General features: G+C 58.1%; 14 protein-coding genes. 10 read left to right on the top strand and 4 right to left on the bottom strand.

Annotated elements, in window-relative coordinates; translation table 11 throughout:
* Positions 1 to 60: 60 nt before the first annotated feature.
* Positions 61 to 402, top strand: coding sequence for a cupin domain-containing protein (locus ELR57_RS21305; protein WP_126961114.1), 342 nt, complete (start codon positions 61 to 63; stop codon positions 400 to 402).
* Between the two features lie 472 nt (positions 403 to 874).
* Here ELR57_RS21305 and ELR57_RS21300 read toward each other — a convergent pair whose 3' ends face one another.
* Positions 875 to 1,759 (bottom strand): hypothetical protein, encoded by an 885-nt coding sequence (locus ELR57_RS21300; protein WP_126961113.1) that lies wholly within the window; start codon positions 1,757 to 1,759, stop codon positions 875 to 877.
* Between the two features lie 277 nt (positions 1,760 to 2,036).
* On the opposite strand from ELR57_RS21300, the gene ELR57_RS21295 reads away from it, so the two are divergent.
* From ELR57_RS21295 to ELR57_RS21275, 5 genes are all read left to right on the top strand, one after another.
* Positions 2,037 to 2,612, top strand: a complete 576-nt coding sequence (locus tag ELR57_RS21295) for a sulfurtransferase TusA family protein (RefSeq protein WP_370452326.1) — start codon at positions 2,037 to 2,039, stop codon at positions 2,610 to 2,612.
* Positions 2,613 to 2,677: 65 nt separating this feature from the next.
* Positions 2,678 to 3,073, top strand: a complete 396-nt coding sequence (locus ELR57_RS21290) for a DsrE/DsrF/DrsH-like family protein (protein ID WP_126961112.1) — start codon at positions 2,678 to 2,680, stop codon at positions 3,071 to 3,073.
* Between the two features lie 53 nt (positions 3,074 to 3,126).
* Entirely contained in the window at positions 3,127 to 4,248 is a 1,122-nt protein-coding gene (locus ELR57_RS21285) for an MBL fold metallo-hydrolase (protein WP_126961197.1), read from the top strand.
* A gap of 90 nt (positions 4,249 to 4,338) precedes the next feature.
* Entirely contained in the window at positions 4,339 to 5,133 is a 795-nt protein-coding gene (locus ELR57_RS21280) for a sulfite exporter TauE/SafE family protein (protein WP_126961111.1), read from the top strand.
* A gap of 26 nt (positions 5,134 to 5,159) precedes the next feature.
* A complete protein-coding gene (locus ELR57_RS21275) occupies positions 5,160 to 5,543 on the top strand; it encodes a rhodanese-like domain-containing protein (RefSeq protein WP_126961110.1) in 384 nt (127 codons plus the stop codon).
* Between the two features lie 82 nt (positions 5,544 to 5,625).
* On the opposite strand, the gene guaD is transcribed toward ELR57_RS21275, so the two are convergent.
* Positions 5,626 to 6,993 carry a guanine deaminase gene (gene guaD, locus ELR57_RS21270; RefSeq protein ID WP_126961109.1) on the bottom strand — a complete coding sequence of 456 codons (1,368 nt, stop codon included), beginning with the start codon at positions 6,991 to 6,993 and terminating at the stop codon, positions 5,626 to 5,628.
* A 145-nt stretch (positions 6,994 to 7,138) separates the two neighbouring features.
* On the opposite strand from guaD, the gene ELR57_RS21265 reads away from it, so the two are divergent.
* The 3 genes from ELR57_RS21265 to ELR57_RS21255 all read left to right on the top strand — a co-directional run bounded on the left by ELR57_RS21265 (position 7,139) and on the right by ELR57_RS21255 (position 11,014).
* Positions 7,139 to 8,152 (top strand): pectinesterase family protein, encoded by a 1,014-nt coding sequence (locus ELR57_RS21265; RefSeq protein WP_202866424.1) that lies wholly within the window; start codon positions 7,139 to 7,141, stop codon positions 8,150 to 8,152.
* A gap of 253 nt (positions 8,153 to 8,405) precedes the next feature.
* Positions 8,406 to 10,163, top strand: a complete 1,758-nt coding sequence (locus tag ELR57_RS21260; protein WP_126961108.1) for an AAA family ATPase — start codon at positions 8,406 to 8,408, stop codon at positions 10,161 to 10,163.
* 293 nt (positions 10,164 to 10,456) lie between these two features.
* The gene (locus ELR57_RS21255; protein ID WP_126961107.1) at positions 10,457 to 11,014 is read left to right on the top strand and encodes a GNAT family N-acetyltransferase; all 558 of its coding nucleotides are present in this window, start codon (positions 10,457 to 10,459) and stop codon (positions 11,012 to 11,014) included.
* A gap of 20 nt (positions 11,015 to 11,034) precedes the next feature.
* Here ELR57_RS21255 and chrA read toward each other — a convergent pair whose 3' ends face one another.
* Positions 11,035 to 11,574, bottom strand: a complete 540-nt coding sequence (gene chrA, locus ELR57_RS21250) for a chromate efflux transporter ChrA (protein WP_126961106.1) — start codon at positions 11,572 to 11,574, stop codon at positions 11,035 to 11,037.
* 5 nt (positions 11,575 to 11,579) lie between these two features.
* Entirely contained in the window at positions 11,580 to 12,179 is a 600-nt protein-coding gene (chrB, locus tag ELR57_RS21245; RefSeq protein ID WP_305038240.1) for a chromate efflux transporter ChrB, read from the bottom strand.
* A 365-nt stretch (positions 12,180 to 12,544) separates the two neighbouring features.
* Between chrB and ELR57_RS21240 the strand changes: the two genes are divergently transcribed.
* Entirely contained in the window at positions 12,545 to 13,273 is a 729-nt protein-coding gene (locus tag ELR57_RS21240) for a hypothetical protein (protein WP_126961105.1), read from the top strand.
* Positions 13,274 to 13,278 lie beyond the last annotated feature (5 nt).

Here is a 13,278-nt window from a genome sequence, read left to right as displayed (position 1 = left end):
GAATTATTATGCATTATTATGTATATTAATTCAATTCTGAAATACAGGAGCTGTTTTGCTATGAAGATCAGCAAGAACATCGCCGAACATTATATCTGGGGAGACCGGTGCGACGGCTGGCATCTCGTCAAAGGGGCGGATCTAAGCGTCATTCACGAACGCATGCCGCCTCATACCGCGGAGGTTAAGCATTACCATCGGAGGGCGAAGCAATTTTTCTTCGTCCTGTCGGGTACCGCCGTGATGGAGATCAACGGGGAAGAGGTGGTTCTGAGCCCGCGGGAGGGAATCGAGATCGCGCCGTTAGTTCCCCACCAGATGTTCAATAAGTCGGATGAGGAGATCGAGTTCCTCGTCGTCTCCCAGCCGAACAGCCACGGGGACCGGGTTGCCGCGGAATAGCAAAGAGAAGGGGCTGTCTCCAAGTCTTTATGACGAAGAGACGGCCCTTTCTGCTATGCTGCTGGCGGCGATGAGGTTGGCGGCCGTCGGGCCTATCCTCAGTCACGCCCCTACGTCGCCAGACCGCCAAGCCGCCGCGCCGTCACGTAGCGAGCCCGTCGCGCAAACACGCCGTAAGCCCGCACAGCCGCCAGCCCGCAGACGTCGTTCCGCTAAGCCGACCTTCTCCCCTCGCTCATGGAGCTGCGTATAGAGTCCATAATGCTCTGTGCGTGTGATTGTATATGAAATTTCGAACTTATTTTCTACGGACTCGGCATTTCCGGCGAATTTATTCTAAAATTCATACACAATATACTTGGAACGGGGTGGTACGCCAAATTATATATGATATTTCATATATATCTTGCGATTACGACCTCAATCCGGAATTTATATTCGAAAAATCGAATAGATTCGCTCGCACGCACCCTCAAGAGCTCGCCGACGGGGCCGTCTGCCCGGTACTCGTTAGTATTAACGACCGGTCCTTATCGCTGTACCGGTAACGATAAACATCGATGCTGTCCGAGCCGGCTCCCGGGCTCCCCCACACGGTGAGCTCTCCGTCCCGATATTCGTAAGGCCGGCCGGGATCGTAAGTAAAATAGCCAAGAACCTCATCTCCGCCCATCCGGACCGAGACGGGGAAGGCTTTGCCGTCGCGGACACCGAAGACATACGCCTCGAGGCCATGGCAATCCGCGTACCTTGGAGCATAGAAGAAAAGCTCGGTGTCGCCGGCCGATTCACGCTGCATCTGGACGGGAGCATCGCCCGGCTGAATGATCGTGAACCCCGCAGGGAAAGCGATGACCTCCGTCGTCTTCCCGGCGGCCTTCGGCTCCCAGACGGCTTGGTACGTTCCGGACCATTCCACGTCGGTCTCCGTTCCGTAGCAGCTTGGCGCTCCTAAAGCGCCAGCGTAGGCATCGGATAACGGTTGAACGAGCAGGCGTCCGTCCTTGCTCGCCCCAATGGCGCGAATGGAGTTGTCTTTCTTGGCGCTGCCCTCGTCGGCTATAGGCACTTGAAAAGAAGCGATCTCCGGTGCTAGTGGTGCCTGATTCAGTGCAGCCGACTCCGATGACTTATTCCTAGTAGGCGCGTTGACCGTGTCCTCCGACGAAGAAGGCGAGCTTCCGGAATCGTTCGCTTCCGTTCCGGATGCGGCGAACCCAGGAGCGGCGTTCTCCGGGTCGGCATTGCCGCCGTTGCCGCAAGCGGCCGCCAAGAGTCCGAAGCTCAGGACGAGAGACAGACCGCACGCGAACCTCCTTATGTATCTTCTTTGTTTAACGGCGTTATCGGAATGCACGCGGTCCACTCCTTGTCATTCTTGCTTTGTAATTAGACGGAATCCGCTTAAGTTAAGTTTCGTTCCCGCTATGGTTTTCTTAGAACGATAACGCGCAACGGGGGCAGTTGACGAATCGGATCAATCCGCCTATAATAATACCCATGGGGGTATGAGTAATAACGATGAGTAACGGCGAAATCCGATTCCATTAGGATTCGATCCCCCGGGGCAAAATAGTGGAAATGCCCGGCGACTCTCGGTCGGTTGCTGGCAAGACAACGAGGAGGGACGGCAAGTGTCCAATATCAAGGTAGACCAGACTCTCGATTGCAAAGGCTTGGCCTGTCCGATGCCTATTGTCCGAACGAAGAAGGCGATGGATCAATTGGAGCCGGGCCAAGTCATCGAAGTTCAAGCGACGGACAAAGGCTCTTTGGCGGATATTCAAGGCTGGGCCAAAAATACGGGCCACCATTATTTAGGAACGCTGGAGGAGAACGAAGTTCTGAAGCATTATCTGCGCAAGTCGGAACCCGGGGAGACGAGGGAGCCCAAGAAATATCCTCATACCGTTACCAACGACGAGCTGAAGAGCAAGATGGAAGGCGGGAGCAAGCTGAACATCCTGGATGTTCGCGAGCCTGCCGAATATGCCTTCAGCCGCATTCCGGGCGCCGTCTCGGTACCGTTCGGAGAACTGGAGAACCGGCTGGGCGAATGGAACAAGGACGACGAGCTTTATGTCGTCTGCAGAACGGGCACCCGCAGCGATCTGGCTTGCCAATTGCTTGCCGACAAAGGCTTCAAGAACGTCAAGAACGTCGAGCCCGGCATGTCCGGATGGACGGGAGCAACCGAACAGAACCAATGAACGAATCATTCGAAGAGTTCAAATCTTTTACCCATTAAACCAAACCCAACTAGGAGGAATTTATCATGAGTACAAAAGTAGCGATCATTGCAAGCAACGGCGGTCTTTTCGATGCCTATAAGGTGTTTAACATTGCGACGGCCGCGGCCGCGACCGAAGCGGAGGTTGCCATCTTCTTCACCTTCGAAGGGTTGAATCTCATTCATAAGCAAGCCCATCACGAGCTTCCGCTTCCTGCGGGACGCGAGCCGATCGCCGAAGGCTTCAAGAACGCGAACATTCCGGGCATTCCGCAATTGGTGGAGATGGCTCGTGAGCTGGGCGTGAAGATGATCGGCTGCCAGATGACGATGGACGTCATGAACCTGAAGAAGGAAGAATTCATCGACGGCATTGAAGTCGGCGGCGCCGTTACCTTCCTGGACTTCGCCAAGGATGCGAACGTGTCGCTGACGTTCTAATAACGGTCAAGAGGAGGAGAGGGACAGTGAGCAACGCAACGGCCTTGAAGGCGATGACGGCGGCGGAAGTGACCCGACACGTTCTGGATAAACAAGAATTGTTTATTCTCGACGTTCGCAACGAGACCGACTTTAACGATTGGAAAGTCGAAGGCGAGAGCATCGACATCGTCAATATTCCGTACTTCGACTTGTTGGAAGGCGTCGATTCGGCGCTGGAACGGATTCCCGAAGGCAAGAAGGTTCTCGTGGTATGCGCCAAAGAAGGCTCCTCGAAGTTCGTCGCGGAACAATTGATCGAAGCCGGGCGGACGAACGTCTCTTACCTGGAGGGCGGCATGAAGTCCTGGAGCGAATACCTGGAGCCGGTGAAGATCGGCGACCTCCGCAACGGCGGTTCGCTGTATCAGTTCGTCCGGATCGGCAAGGGCTGTTTGTCCTACATGGTTATCGCCGATGGGGAAGCAGCGGTTATCGATGCCGTTCGGATGACGGAAGTGTTCGAACAATTCGCCGCTTCGCAGGGTGCGGTGATCAAGCATGCGCTCGATACGCATCTTCATGCCGACCACATCTCGGGCGGACGCAAGCTGGCCGAGAAGACGGGCGCAACCTACTGGCTTCCTCCTAAGGATGCGACGGAGGTCGCCTTCTCCTACGAGAAGCTGGAGGAAGGCCGCGACATTGCGGTAGGCGGCACGACCATTCGGATTCATCCGGTCTACTCGCCGGGTCACACGATCGGCAGCACTTCGTTCGTCGTCGATGACCAATACCTGCTGACGGGTGACATTCTATTCGTGGCTTCGATCGGACGTCCTGACCTGGCGGGCTTGGCGGAAGACTGGGTCGGCGATCTTCGGGAGACGCTCTATGACCGTTACAAAGGCTTGAACCAGGATCTGGTCGTGCTACCCGCCCACTTCGGCAAAGTATCCGAGTTGGGAGAGGGCGGGAGAGTCCAAGCTCGCTTGTCGGACCTGTACCGGAACAATCCGGGCCTGAACATCGGGGATGAGGAAGCTTTCCGCCGCACGGTAACGGAGAATCTTCCGCCGCAACCGAATGCTTACCAGGAGATTCGCCAGACCAATATGGGGAAAATATCGCCGAACGAAGAAGAGCAGCGGGAGATGGAGATCGGTCCGAACCGCTGCGCCGTGCATGATCATTAAGAGCAAGCCTGCGGCGTCTTCCCGCGAATGCGGGAGGCGCCGCGGCATTCAACCATGGAAACAGTCCGTCCGGAAAGGGGATCGCCGCCCGTGAGCATTTTACTTGTCGTCGTCATGACGGGCTTGGGAATAATAGGTTCCTTCTTCTCCGGGTTGCTAGGAATCGGCGGAGCCATTATCAATTTTCCTCTTCTTCTCTATATCCCGCCTTTGTTCGGGTTGGAGGAATTCACCGCACACGAGGTTGCTTCGATTAGCATGCTTCAGGTGTTCTTCTCTTCGCTTTCCGGAATTCTCGCTTATCGCGGCAAGGGGAATAAGGGGGCGGCCGGAGTCATTCACAAAGGGCTCGTTCTGAACATGGGAATTAGCATTCTAGCAGGCAGCCTTATCGGCAGCTTTGTCTCCGGTTCGATGCATGGCAATGTCATCAACTTAATTTACGGCATTCTGGCCGTCGCCGCGGTCATCCTGATGCTGATTCCGGCCAAAGGCCGGGACGGGGGGAGCGGAGAGGAGCTTCACTACTCCAAAGCCATTGCCGTCGGAGCCGCCTTCATCGTGGGCATCGTCTCCGGCATCGTGGGGGCGGGCGGTTCTTTCATCCTCATTCCCGTCATGCTGACGGTTCTTAGAATCCCGACGAGAACCGCGATCGCATCGTCCATGGCTATCGTCTTTATCTCGGCCGTCGGCGGGGTGATCGGCAAGCTCGGCGGCGGCGACATTCCGCTCTGGGCCGCTCTGTTCACGGTTATCGGCAGCTTGATCGGCGCGCCGATCGGCGCTAGAGTCGGTTCCAAGATCAATGTAAAGGCGCTTCGCTACCTGCTTCTGATTCTGATTGCCTTTACCGCCGTCAAAGTCTGGTCGTCGATCTTATAATTTCTTAGAGAGGGAGGAGTCAACGCATGAGTACAAGCAACATCGTGACGATTGTCGCCGCGGTCTTATTAATCGTCTTTCTCTATTCGCGGATGAAGCCCGCCAAAGGCCTTAGAAATTTGCGAGCTTCGGAATTCAAAGAAGAGTTGGCCAAGAAGCGGGTGCTTATCGACGTGAGAGAACCGGGCGAATTCAAGTCCGGCCATATCCCAGGGGCTCGCAATGTTCCGTTGTCCCAGCTTCAAGGGCGGCTAGGCGATATTCCGAAGGGGCAGCCGGTTCTGCTCTACTGCCGCAGCGGGATGCGGAGCAAGACGGCGGCGCGGCTTCTGCTGCGCAGCGGATACTCCGAGCTGGCCCACCTGCAAGGCGGGCTTGGCGGTTGGAACGGCGAGCTTACCCGCCGTTAAAGAAGAGAAGAGAGAAGGAAACCGGGGCGTTCGCTCCGGTCCTTGCTCTCTTCTCTTTTTGCGATTGCGATGGGATTCGATGCTATTCCCGCTTATGAACCTGTTCCCCCTGCACCCATACCTCGCGGATGTTCTCCGGGCGGACGAGGTACATGATCTTCTGGAAAATGTCCTCGAGAGGCTCGTTCGCGTCATAAAGGGGCAACCGGGACGTCCTGAGGGCGGTATCGATGATCTGGACGTCCCAGGCGTATCCTTCCTCCAGGCGGCCGACCGGCAGGCTTAAGCTCTCGCCGCCTCCGGCCGTCGCCAGATAGAACGCCTCGTTGATCGTTATCCGCGAGTTCGGCACGCCGCGTTTCGAAGCGGGCAGCTCTCCATTCACGCCGTCCTCCAGCATTCGGGAGGAGATGACGGCTTGTCTCGCGTTGTCGAACAGGCTCGGCGAGAAGCCGCCGGAGATGTCGGTGCCGAGCCCGATCTCGACGCCTATGTCCAGCCAGCGGGCGATCGGGATGACGCTGTTGGCGAAGTAGGCGTTGGAGATCGGGCAATGGCCGACGGCCGTTCCCGTCTCGGCGAAGAGCGCGGCATCGTCCTCGTCAAGGAAGTTGCAATGCGCCATGACCGATTTCTCGGTCAGCAGGCCGAAACCGTGCAACGCGAAAGCATCGTGCTTGCCGCAGCGTTCCTGCACGTAACCGTGCGCCCAATCGCTCTCGCTGCAGTGCGATTGGATGTGCGTATCGTGCTTGGCGGCGAGCTCGCCGAGTCCTTGGAGAGCCTCGTCCGTGCAGCTCGGAATGAACCGCGGCGTCACGACGGGATACACCCCTTGCTTGGCCGAGGCTCCGAGCTCCTTGACGGCCAGGATAAACTCTTCCGTATCCTTAAGCGCTGTCGCGGTGTCCGCGTCCCGGTAATAGTCCGGGTTCTGCTCGGGGTCGTCCATGACGACCTTGCCGACGAGGCCGCGCTGGCCTTTGTCGGCGCAGATGCGAGCCAGCAGAATGCTTGCTTCCTTGTGAATGGTAGCGAAGTAGAGCACCGTCGTCGTTCCGTTCGCGAGCAGCGTGCTTACCATATCCTCGTATACGTTCTTCGCGAAGCTCAGGTCCGAGAACTTCGCTTCGAGAGGAAAGGTGTACGTGTTCAGCCAATCGTAGAGCGGAATGTCCAGCGCGGTGCCGGACTGCGCCCATTGCGGCGCGTGAACGTGCAGATCGACGAACCCGGGCAGCAGGTATTGTCCCTCGTCCAATCGACGGAAGCCGGGGCCGTCCCGGTAGGCGTCGACGATCGCTTGATAGTCGTCTTCTTCCGGAGCGACGACCCTTCCGATCACGCCGTCCTCGCGGATACAGAACAGACGGTCCTTTAGCGCCGTTACTTCCTTCGGTGTGGCGCTCGTGAAGGCCGTTCCTTGAAACACTTTCGCGTATTCTCTCATTCGTACCGCCTCGTGCTAGTCAGATTTTCAGCCGTATCGCCATTATAGCCATTATTGCATTCTGCCGGAAGCCTTGCTAGACTGAGACACAATTGTAAGCGCGAACATTCGGGCATTCGCCCAAAGGCAAGGGGAGAAGAGCATCATGGTTGGAAAAACAAGGCTGGTCGTGGCGCAGGACGGAAGCGGAGATTACGGGACGATTCAAGCGGCGGTCGATTCGATCCCGGAGAATCATCCGGAGCGGATCGCGATCGAGGTGCGAAGCGGCGAATACCGCGAGAAGGTCGTTATCGACCGTCGGATCGTCAGTTTGATCGGGGCTGGGGCGGACAGGACGGTCATTCGCTGGGGCGATCATGCGAAGATGACGTTCCCGGACGGGGAGCCGTATCATACGTTTCATTCCTATACGGCGCTGATCGGCGGGGACGGCTTCGTCGGCGAAGGGATTACCTACGCGAACGATGCGGGTCCGGGAGAGCTCGTCGGGCAAGCCGTGGCCGCCTATGTGGACGGCGACCGTGCGGCGTTCCGCCGCTGCCGGTTTATCGGCTGGCAGGATACGCTGTTCACGGGGCCGCTGCCGCCGAATCCGCTGGACCGCGCGACGTTCGGAGGGCCGAGGGAAGGCCGTCCGAGACGGCAATCCAGGCAGTATTATGAAGACTGCTATATCGAAGGGGATGTCGACTTTATCTTCGGCTCGGCGACGGCCGTCTTCAACCGCTGCGAGATTTTCTCGAAGCGGGGAGAGCGCTTGAATGAGGCATCGGAGCATTCGGGCAGCGGTTGGATCGTCGCGCCTTCGACGCCGGCCGAATCCGAATGCGGGTACGTCTTCCTGTCCTGCCGGCTGACCGGGAACGCATCGCCGGCGTCCGTCTACCTGGGTCGCCCTTGGCGCGAGCATGCCAAGGCGGCCTTCGTCCGCTGCGAGCTGGGCGGGCATATCCGTTCGTCCGGCTGGGACGAATGGAACGGGCGCGGAGCTGCCGGCTCCGTCGTCTTCGCGGAATTCGGAAGCGGCGGAACGGGAGCGGCGGCGGCCGGAGCGCGCGTCAATTGGAGCCGCGAGCTGACGATGGAGGAAGCCGACTCTCTCACGCCCGCGCGCGTGCTGGCAGGAACGGACGGCTGGGATCCTCTAGCGAGATAAAGCTGACACGATTTTCCTCGGGGCCTCTCGGGAGCCTCCGTTACTTCGATTTTCTAAGCAATTTGTTTGATCTAGCCTGCATGTGCACTCTGTTGTGGAATTTTCTCCATCGATCGTCTTCAACTAATATAAAATCTTTATAGAAGAGAAGGGATCTGCGCCGGCGGCGCCGCAATTGTTTTTGACCGGATATAGCATTCGGAGCCTGAGAGATCATAGGATAATCCAAAGAGTTCGCAAAGGAAGTGGGCTCATGCGGAGATATCAATGGATCCAATGGCGAAGGTTCCTCATCTGGGTCGGCATCGCTCTCGCGATCGGAGCGGCCATCTGGCTCGGCGGGAAGCAGGCGCTCAGCATCAGCCTGTACATCCTCAGCCTTCTTCTCAGCTTCTTGTACGCCATGGTGTTCATGATCATTCAATTCGTCGCGATCTTCTGGTTCTTGGCGCGCGGGCGAACCTATTGGATCTTGCCCGGCGAGACGGGAGCGACCTGGGACGACTATCGAGGGAACCCCGAGATCGTCGGCAATGCCAAGCGGATCGTCACCCTGCTCAAAGGGGTCAAGAGCTTCAAAGATATGGGAGGGGAAGCGATACGAGGCTTGCTGCTGTGCGGGCCTCCCGGAACGGGCAAATCCTATCTGGCCCAGGTCATCGCCAACGAAGCGCAGGTTCCGTTCGCTTACGCATCGGCGCCAAGCTTCCAGAACATGTTCATCGGCATCGGCAATCTTCGGGTCATGCGGATCTACCGCAAGGCCCGCAAGCTGGCCGGGATCTACGGGGCCTGCATCATCTTCATCGACGAGATCGACGCGATCGGCATGAAACGCCAGGCGGGCGGCGCGGCAGGCGGTATGGGGATGTTCGGCATGGGCGCGGGCTCCGGCTTGCTGAACGAGCTGCTCATCCAGATGGACCCTCCGAACATCGACTCGAAGCGCGCCAAGCTGCTGCGCTATCTGGGCCTGCGTCGCAAGAAGGCCGAACGCCAGGCCGTGCTGACGATCGGGGCGACGAATCTTCCCGACGTGCTGGACGACGCGCTGCTTCGGCCGGGCCGCTTCGACCGTCAACTGTGGGTGGACTCTCCCGACTACGACGGCCGCGTGGACGTGTTCGACTACTATCTGAAGAAGATCCGAAGGGAGCGCTCGCTGTCGCCCGAGAAGGCCGCGCTCGATACGGTCGGCTATAGCCCCGCGCAGATCAAGCATATCGTTAACGAATCGATCATCATGGCTCACCAGCGGGGCGCGAGGGCGGCCAGCTACGAGGACTTCCGGGCCGCCATGGAGACGTACGAATGGGGGCTCAAGCAGCCGCTTCGCTCCATGAACGAAGACGAGAAGCGGAACATCGCTTACCACGAGTCCGGGCACGCCGTCGCCCAATACCTGCTGAAGCCGCACGACCGGATCTGGAAGGTGACGATCATCCGGCGAGGGAGCGCGCTCGGGCTGGCCGCGACGAAGCCGATGTCCGAGCGCTACAACCGCAGCGACAGCGAGATTCTGGCCGGCATACAGGTCGCCCTGGCCGCCCGGGCGACGGAGGAAGAGTTCCTGGGCAAGAAGTTCAACGGGGTAACGTCCGATCTCCGGCAGGCGACCGAGATGGCGGGAACCTATCTCGGGCTGGTCGGGATGGGCGACGAGCTGTTCAGTTGGCTCGCGACCGGGGGCCGGGCGGAAGGGCTTCGCGCGCTGAGGCCCAAGATCAACCGGCTGCTGAAGGATCAGATGGAGCAGGTGAAGAAGCTCGTCCGGGACCACTCGGAATTCGTGCATCTGATCGCGGCGGAACTGCTCAAGCGGGAGGACCTGACGGGCGAAGAGATCGAGGAGATCTATATCAACCTATACGGGCGAAGCCGTCCGGAGCCTCCCGCGATCACGACGGACATTTTCGATCAACCTCCGCTTGCGGAAGAGGAAGAACCGGTCGCTTCCGCGAACGCCGCTCCGCCGCTAGCGAAGAAAGCGCCGGAGGAGGAAGGAGATTGACAGCCTCTTCGCGAATACACAGATCGTGCCCGAGGGCACGGTCTTTTTTGCGATGGGAGTTTCGAACCCGAAGAGCGCCTCAGGCCAGCGTAACCCGATCATATCGGGTTACGGAGCCGAATAAGCGCCTCGAGCCAGCTGTAACCCGATCATATCGGGTTACGGAGCTGAATAAGCGCCTCGAGCCAGCGAATAATGGTTTGGGCGGCCAAGCATACGCGAAGCTATTGATGTATCCTATCGATGTATGGTAAGGTGTTCATCCTTTGTGAAGGTAAGAGAGGAGAGAAATGATGGCATTCGAGCTAAGAACGGCGAGACTAAGGCTTCGAACGTTGGATAAACCGCATGCGGAGCAGGTACGCGATTATTTCGCCCGGAACCGGGAGTTTCTGGAGCCTTGGGAGGTTCGCAGGGACGACGAGTATTATACCGTCAAGACGCACAAGAAACTCCTCGCCGCCGACAGGGAGAACGAGGAGCTGGGATCTTTGTTCAAAGTATGGATCTTCAAGGCCGACGAGCCGAATCGCGTGATCGGGTCGATCGCCTTAAGCAATATCGTGCGCGGCGCCTTCCTGTCCTGCCATCTCGGGTACCGGCTGGATTACATGGAGATCAAGAAGGGCTACATGACGGAAGCGCTGCGGGAGGTCATTCGCTATGCGTTCGAAGAATTGAGGCTGCATCGGATCGAGGCGAACATCATGCCGAGAAACGACGCCTCCCTCGGCGTCGCCCGGAAGCTGGGCTTCTACAACGAAGGCCTGGCGAAGAAGTACCTGTACATCAACGGCGTGTGGGAGGACCATATCCACATGGTGCTGCGCAACGAGGCGCTGGAGCGCTGACCTGCGTTTGGCTCCTCCGCTTACACCACGTGCGACAGAACGAGCCCGCCGTAGACGAACGCCGCGCAGACGACGAACGCCGGATGGATCTTCTTGCGCTCCATCGCCCAATAAGCGACGGCCGCGATGCCGAGGGTGTGCCAGACGCCAGCGGATTCGATCGAGGAGTCGGCCATCTTCCAGGTCAACAGCAGCATCATGATCGCGATCACCGGCTGCACGAGCAGGGACATTCCCTTGACCACCGGGGATTGCCGATGCTTCTGCAGCAGCTTCAGGAGGAGGATGAGAGCGACCGCCGACGGAACGATCGTCGCGGCTAGCGCCAGGAGCATGCCCGGCCAGCTCCAGACGTCGAAGCCGACGAACGCCGCGATCTTGGTGGCGATCGGTCCCGGCAGCGAGTTGCCGAGCGCCAGGATGTTGGAGAAGTCCTCGTTGCTTACCCACTCATAATGGGTGACGACCTCGTTGTACATAAGCGGGATCGAGGCGGGTCCTCCCCCGTAGCCAAGAACGTTGGCGATGAAGAAACCGATGATCAAGTTCAACCAATCCATGACGTTCAGCCCCCGTTCGCTTCCTTAGGTTGTTTGCGCTCCCGAAGCTTGCGGAGGAGCTTGAAATGAACGGCGCCGTAAGCGAGGAACAGGGCGATGACGATCGCATCGTGAACGCTCAGCAGCTGCAGCAGGACGAATGCGACGGCGAACAGGCCGATGCCCAGCTTGGCGCCAAGGCCCTTGACCGTCTTCTCGCCGAACTCGTAGGCCATGACCCCGAGCATGACGGCGACGACCGGAATCACCCCCGCGATCATCCCTTGCACGATCTGAGAGCTGCTTAAGGTTTGCACGACGGACATGAGCGCGATCATCGCGAGCGCCGACGGCAGGACGTGCGACAGCACCGCGACCGTCGCGCCGAGCGTTCCCTTCTTGCGATAGCCGAGATAGGCGGCCATCTTCGTGGCGATCGGCCCGGGAAGGGCGTTCGCCAAGGCGAGAATCTCGCCGAACTCGTCGTTGTCGATCCAATTGTAATTCTTGACCGCCTCATGACGGATCAAAGGGATCACCGACGGACCTCCGCCGAAGCCCAGCACGCCTGTTTTGAACATGGCCCAGAACAGCTGCCCGTAATCCCCGTTTATTTTCATCCCCATTCCCACTACCTCATTCCTTATGACGAATCGAATGCGTAAGCTCCGTTAACCTTGCTTTATGTTTGATAATAGCGTTCCTTCCATTCAATTTATAGGGGGGAGGCGGAATTTCGCTTGCGTGCAACGATGGCGGGCCTCGACCTGTGCTTCCTCCCAACGAGCCTTAAGGGCATCCGAATTTGCAACCGCCGGCCGGTCCCTCTCGTATCAATCTCATACAGGCAACAATATCCTTTTCAAACATAAACAAACCATCGATTCTATAAAATAATACAGGATCAAATATATGGGGATTTTGATAGGATTATGGGCGAAAAAGTCGAATACATACGAGAGGCACTTGATCATTCGGAGGGAAGAAGCTTATGCAAATCGTCAAGCTGGCCGGGCTCGTGATCGGCGTGGCTGTTCTCAATATCGTTGTCTTCTCTCCCGGATTCCTGGGAGTGAGCATTAGCGGAGGCGCCTTATCGGCGGCGTTCGGCGTCACGCTTCTCCTGGCGAGCGCGGTGGCGCTAGTCTCCGGGGGCTACGCCTTGCTGGTAAGGCCGCGGGCCGTCATTCCTCCCAAGCAGCTCAGCACTCCCGAGGATTACGAAGAGGCGCTGTCGCGGTACAGGCGGGTGAAGGCTCTGGAGGACGACATCCGGCTGGCCCTGGAGCAGATCGACCGCATGCGGAAAAAGAAACAAACGCTGGGGGACGTGCTTGGCCAGAGGTTCGAGCCGGGGGAGCTGAGCTACAGAAAGTTCGCTTCCGTCACGGCCGAGGTCGAGAACGTGTTCTACCTGAACATCCGAAGCATCCTGAATCGGCTTAACGTATTCGACGAATCGGAGTTCAGGAGCCTTCAGAACCCGAAGAACGCGCGCTTCTCGCAGAAGCTCCTGCAGGAGAAGACGAACGTCTACAACGACTACCTGACGTTCGTGAAGAGCTCGCTGGATGCGAACGAGGAGATTCTGCTGAAGCTCGACAAGCTGCTGCTTGAGATCACGAGGCTGGATAGCTTCGAAGCGGGAGACATCGAGAACATGCCGGGCATGCAGGAGCTCGACACGCTCATCAAACAGACGAAATTCTACAAACAGTAAGGGGG

Origin of the sequence: Cohnella sp. AR92 (assembly GCF_003990975.1) — a bacterium.
In the GTDB taxonomy this organism is placed as follows: Bacteria; Bacillota; Bacilli; order Paenibacillales; family Paenibacillaceae; genus Cohnella.
Note: the sequence above shows the minus strand (reverse complement) of the source record. Positions and strands in the feature narration are given on the sequence as shown.

Bases quoted from the DNA above. Each gene is read 5' to 3' on its own strand.
- ELR57_RS21305 (WP_126961114.1), top strand. From the start codon at position 61: ATGAAGATCAGCAAGAACATCGCCGAACATTATATCTGGGGAGACCGG.
- ELR57_RS21290 (WP_126961112.1), top strand. From the start codon at position 2,678: ATGAGTACAAAAGTAGCGATCATTGCAAGCAACGGCGGTCTTTTCGAT.
- ELR57_RS21285 (WP_126961197.1), top strand. From the start codon at position 3,127: ATGACGGCGGCGGAAGTGACCCGACACGTTCTGGATAAACAAGAATTG.
- ELR57_RS21275 (WP_126961110.1), top strand. From the start codon at position 5,160: ATGAGTACAAGCAACATCGTGACGATTGTCGCCGCGGTCTTATTAATC.
- guaD (WP_126961109.1), bottom strand. From the start codon at position 6,993: ATGAGAGAATACGCGAAAGTGTTTCAAGGAACGGCCTTCACGAGCGCC.
- ELR57_RS21265 (WP_202866424.1), top strand. From the start codon at position 7,139: ATGGTTGGAAAAACAAGGCTGGTCGTGGCGCAGGACGGAAGCGGAGAT.
- ELR57_RS21260 (WP_126961108.1), top strand. From the start codon at position 8,406: ATGCGGAGATATCAATGGATCCAATGGCGAAGGTTCCTCATCTGGGTC.
- ELR57_RS21255 (WP_126961107.1), top strand. From the start codon at position 10,457: ATGGCATTCGAGCTAAGAACGGCGAGACTAAGGCTTCGAACGTTGGAT.
- chrA (WP_126961106.1), bottom strand. From the start codon at position 11,574: ATGGATTGGTTGAACTTGATCATCGGTTTCTTCATCGCCAACGTTCTT.
- chrB (WP_305038240.1), bottom strand. From the start codon at position 12,179: ATGGGGATGAAAATAAACGGGGATTACGGGCAGCTGTTCTGGGCCATG.
- ELR57_RS21240 (WP_126961105.1), top strand. From the start codon at position 12,545: ATGCAAATCGTCAAGCTGGCCGGGCTCGTGATCGGCGTGGCTGTTCTC.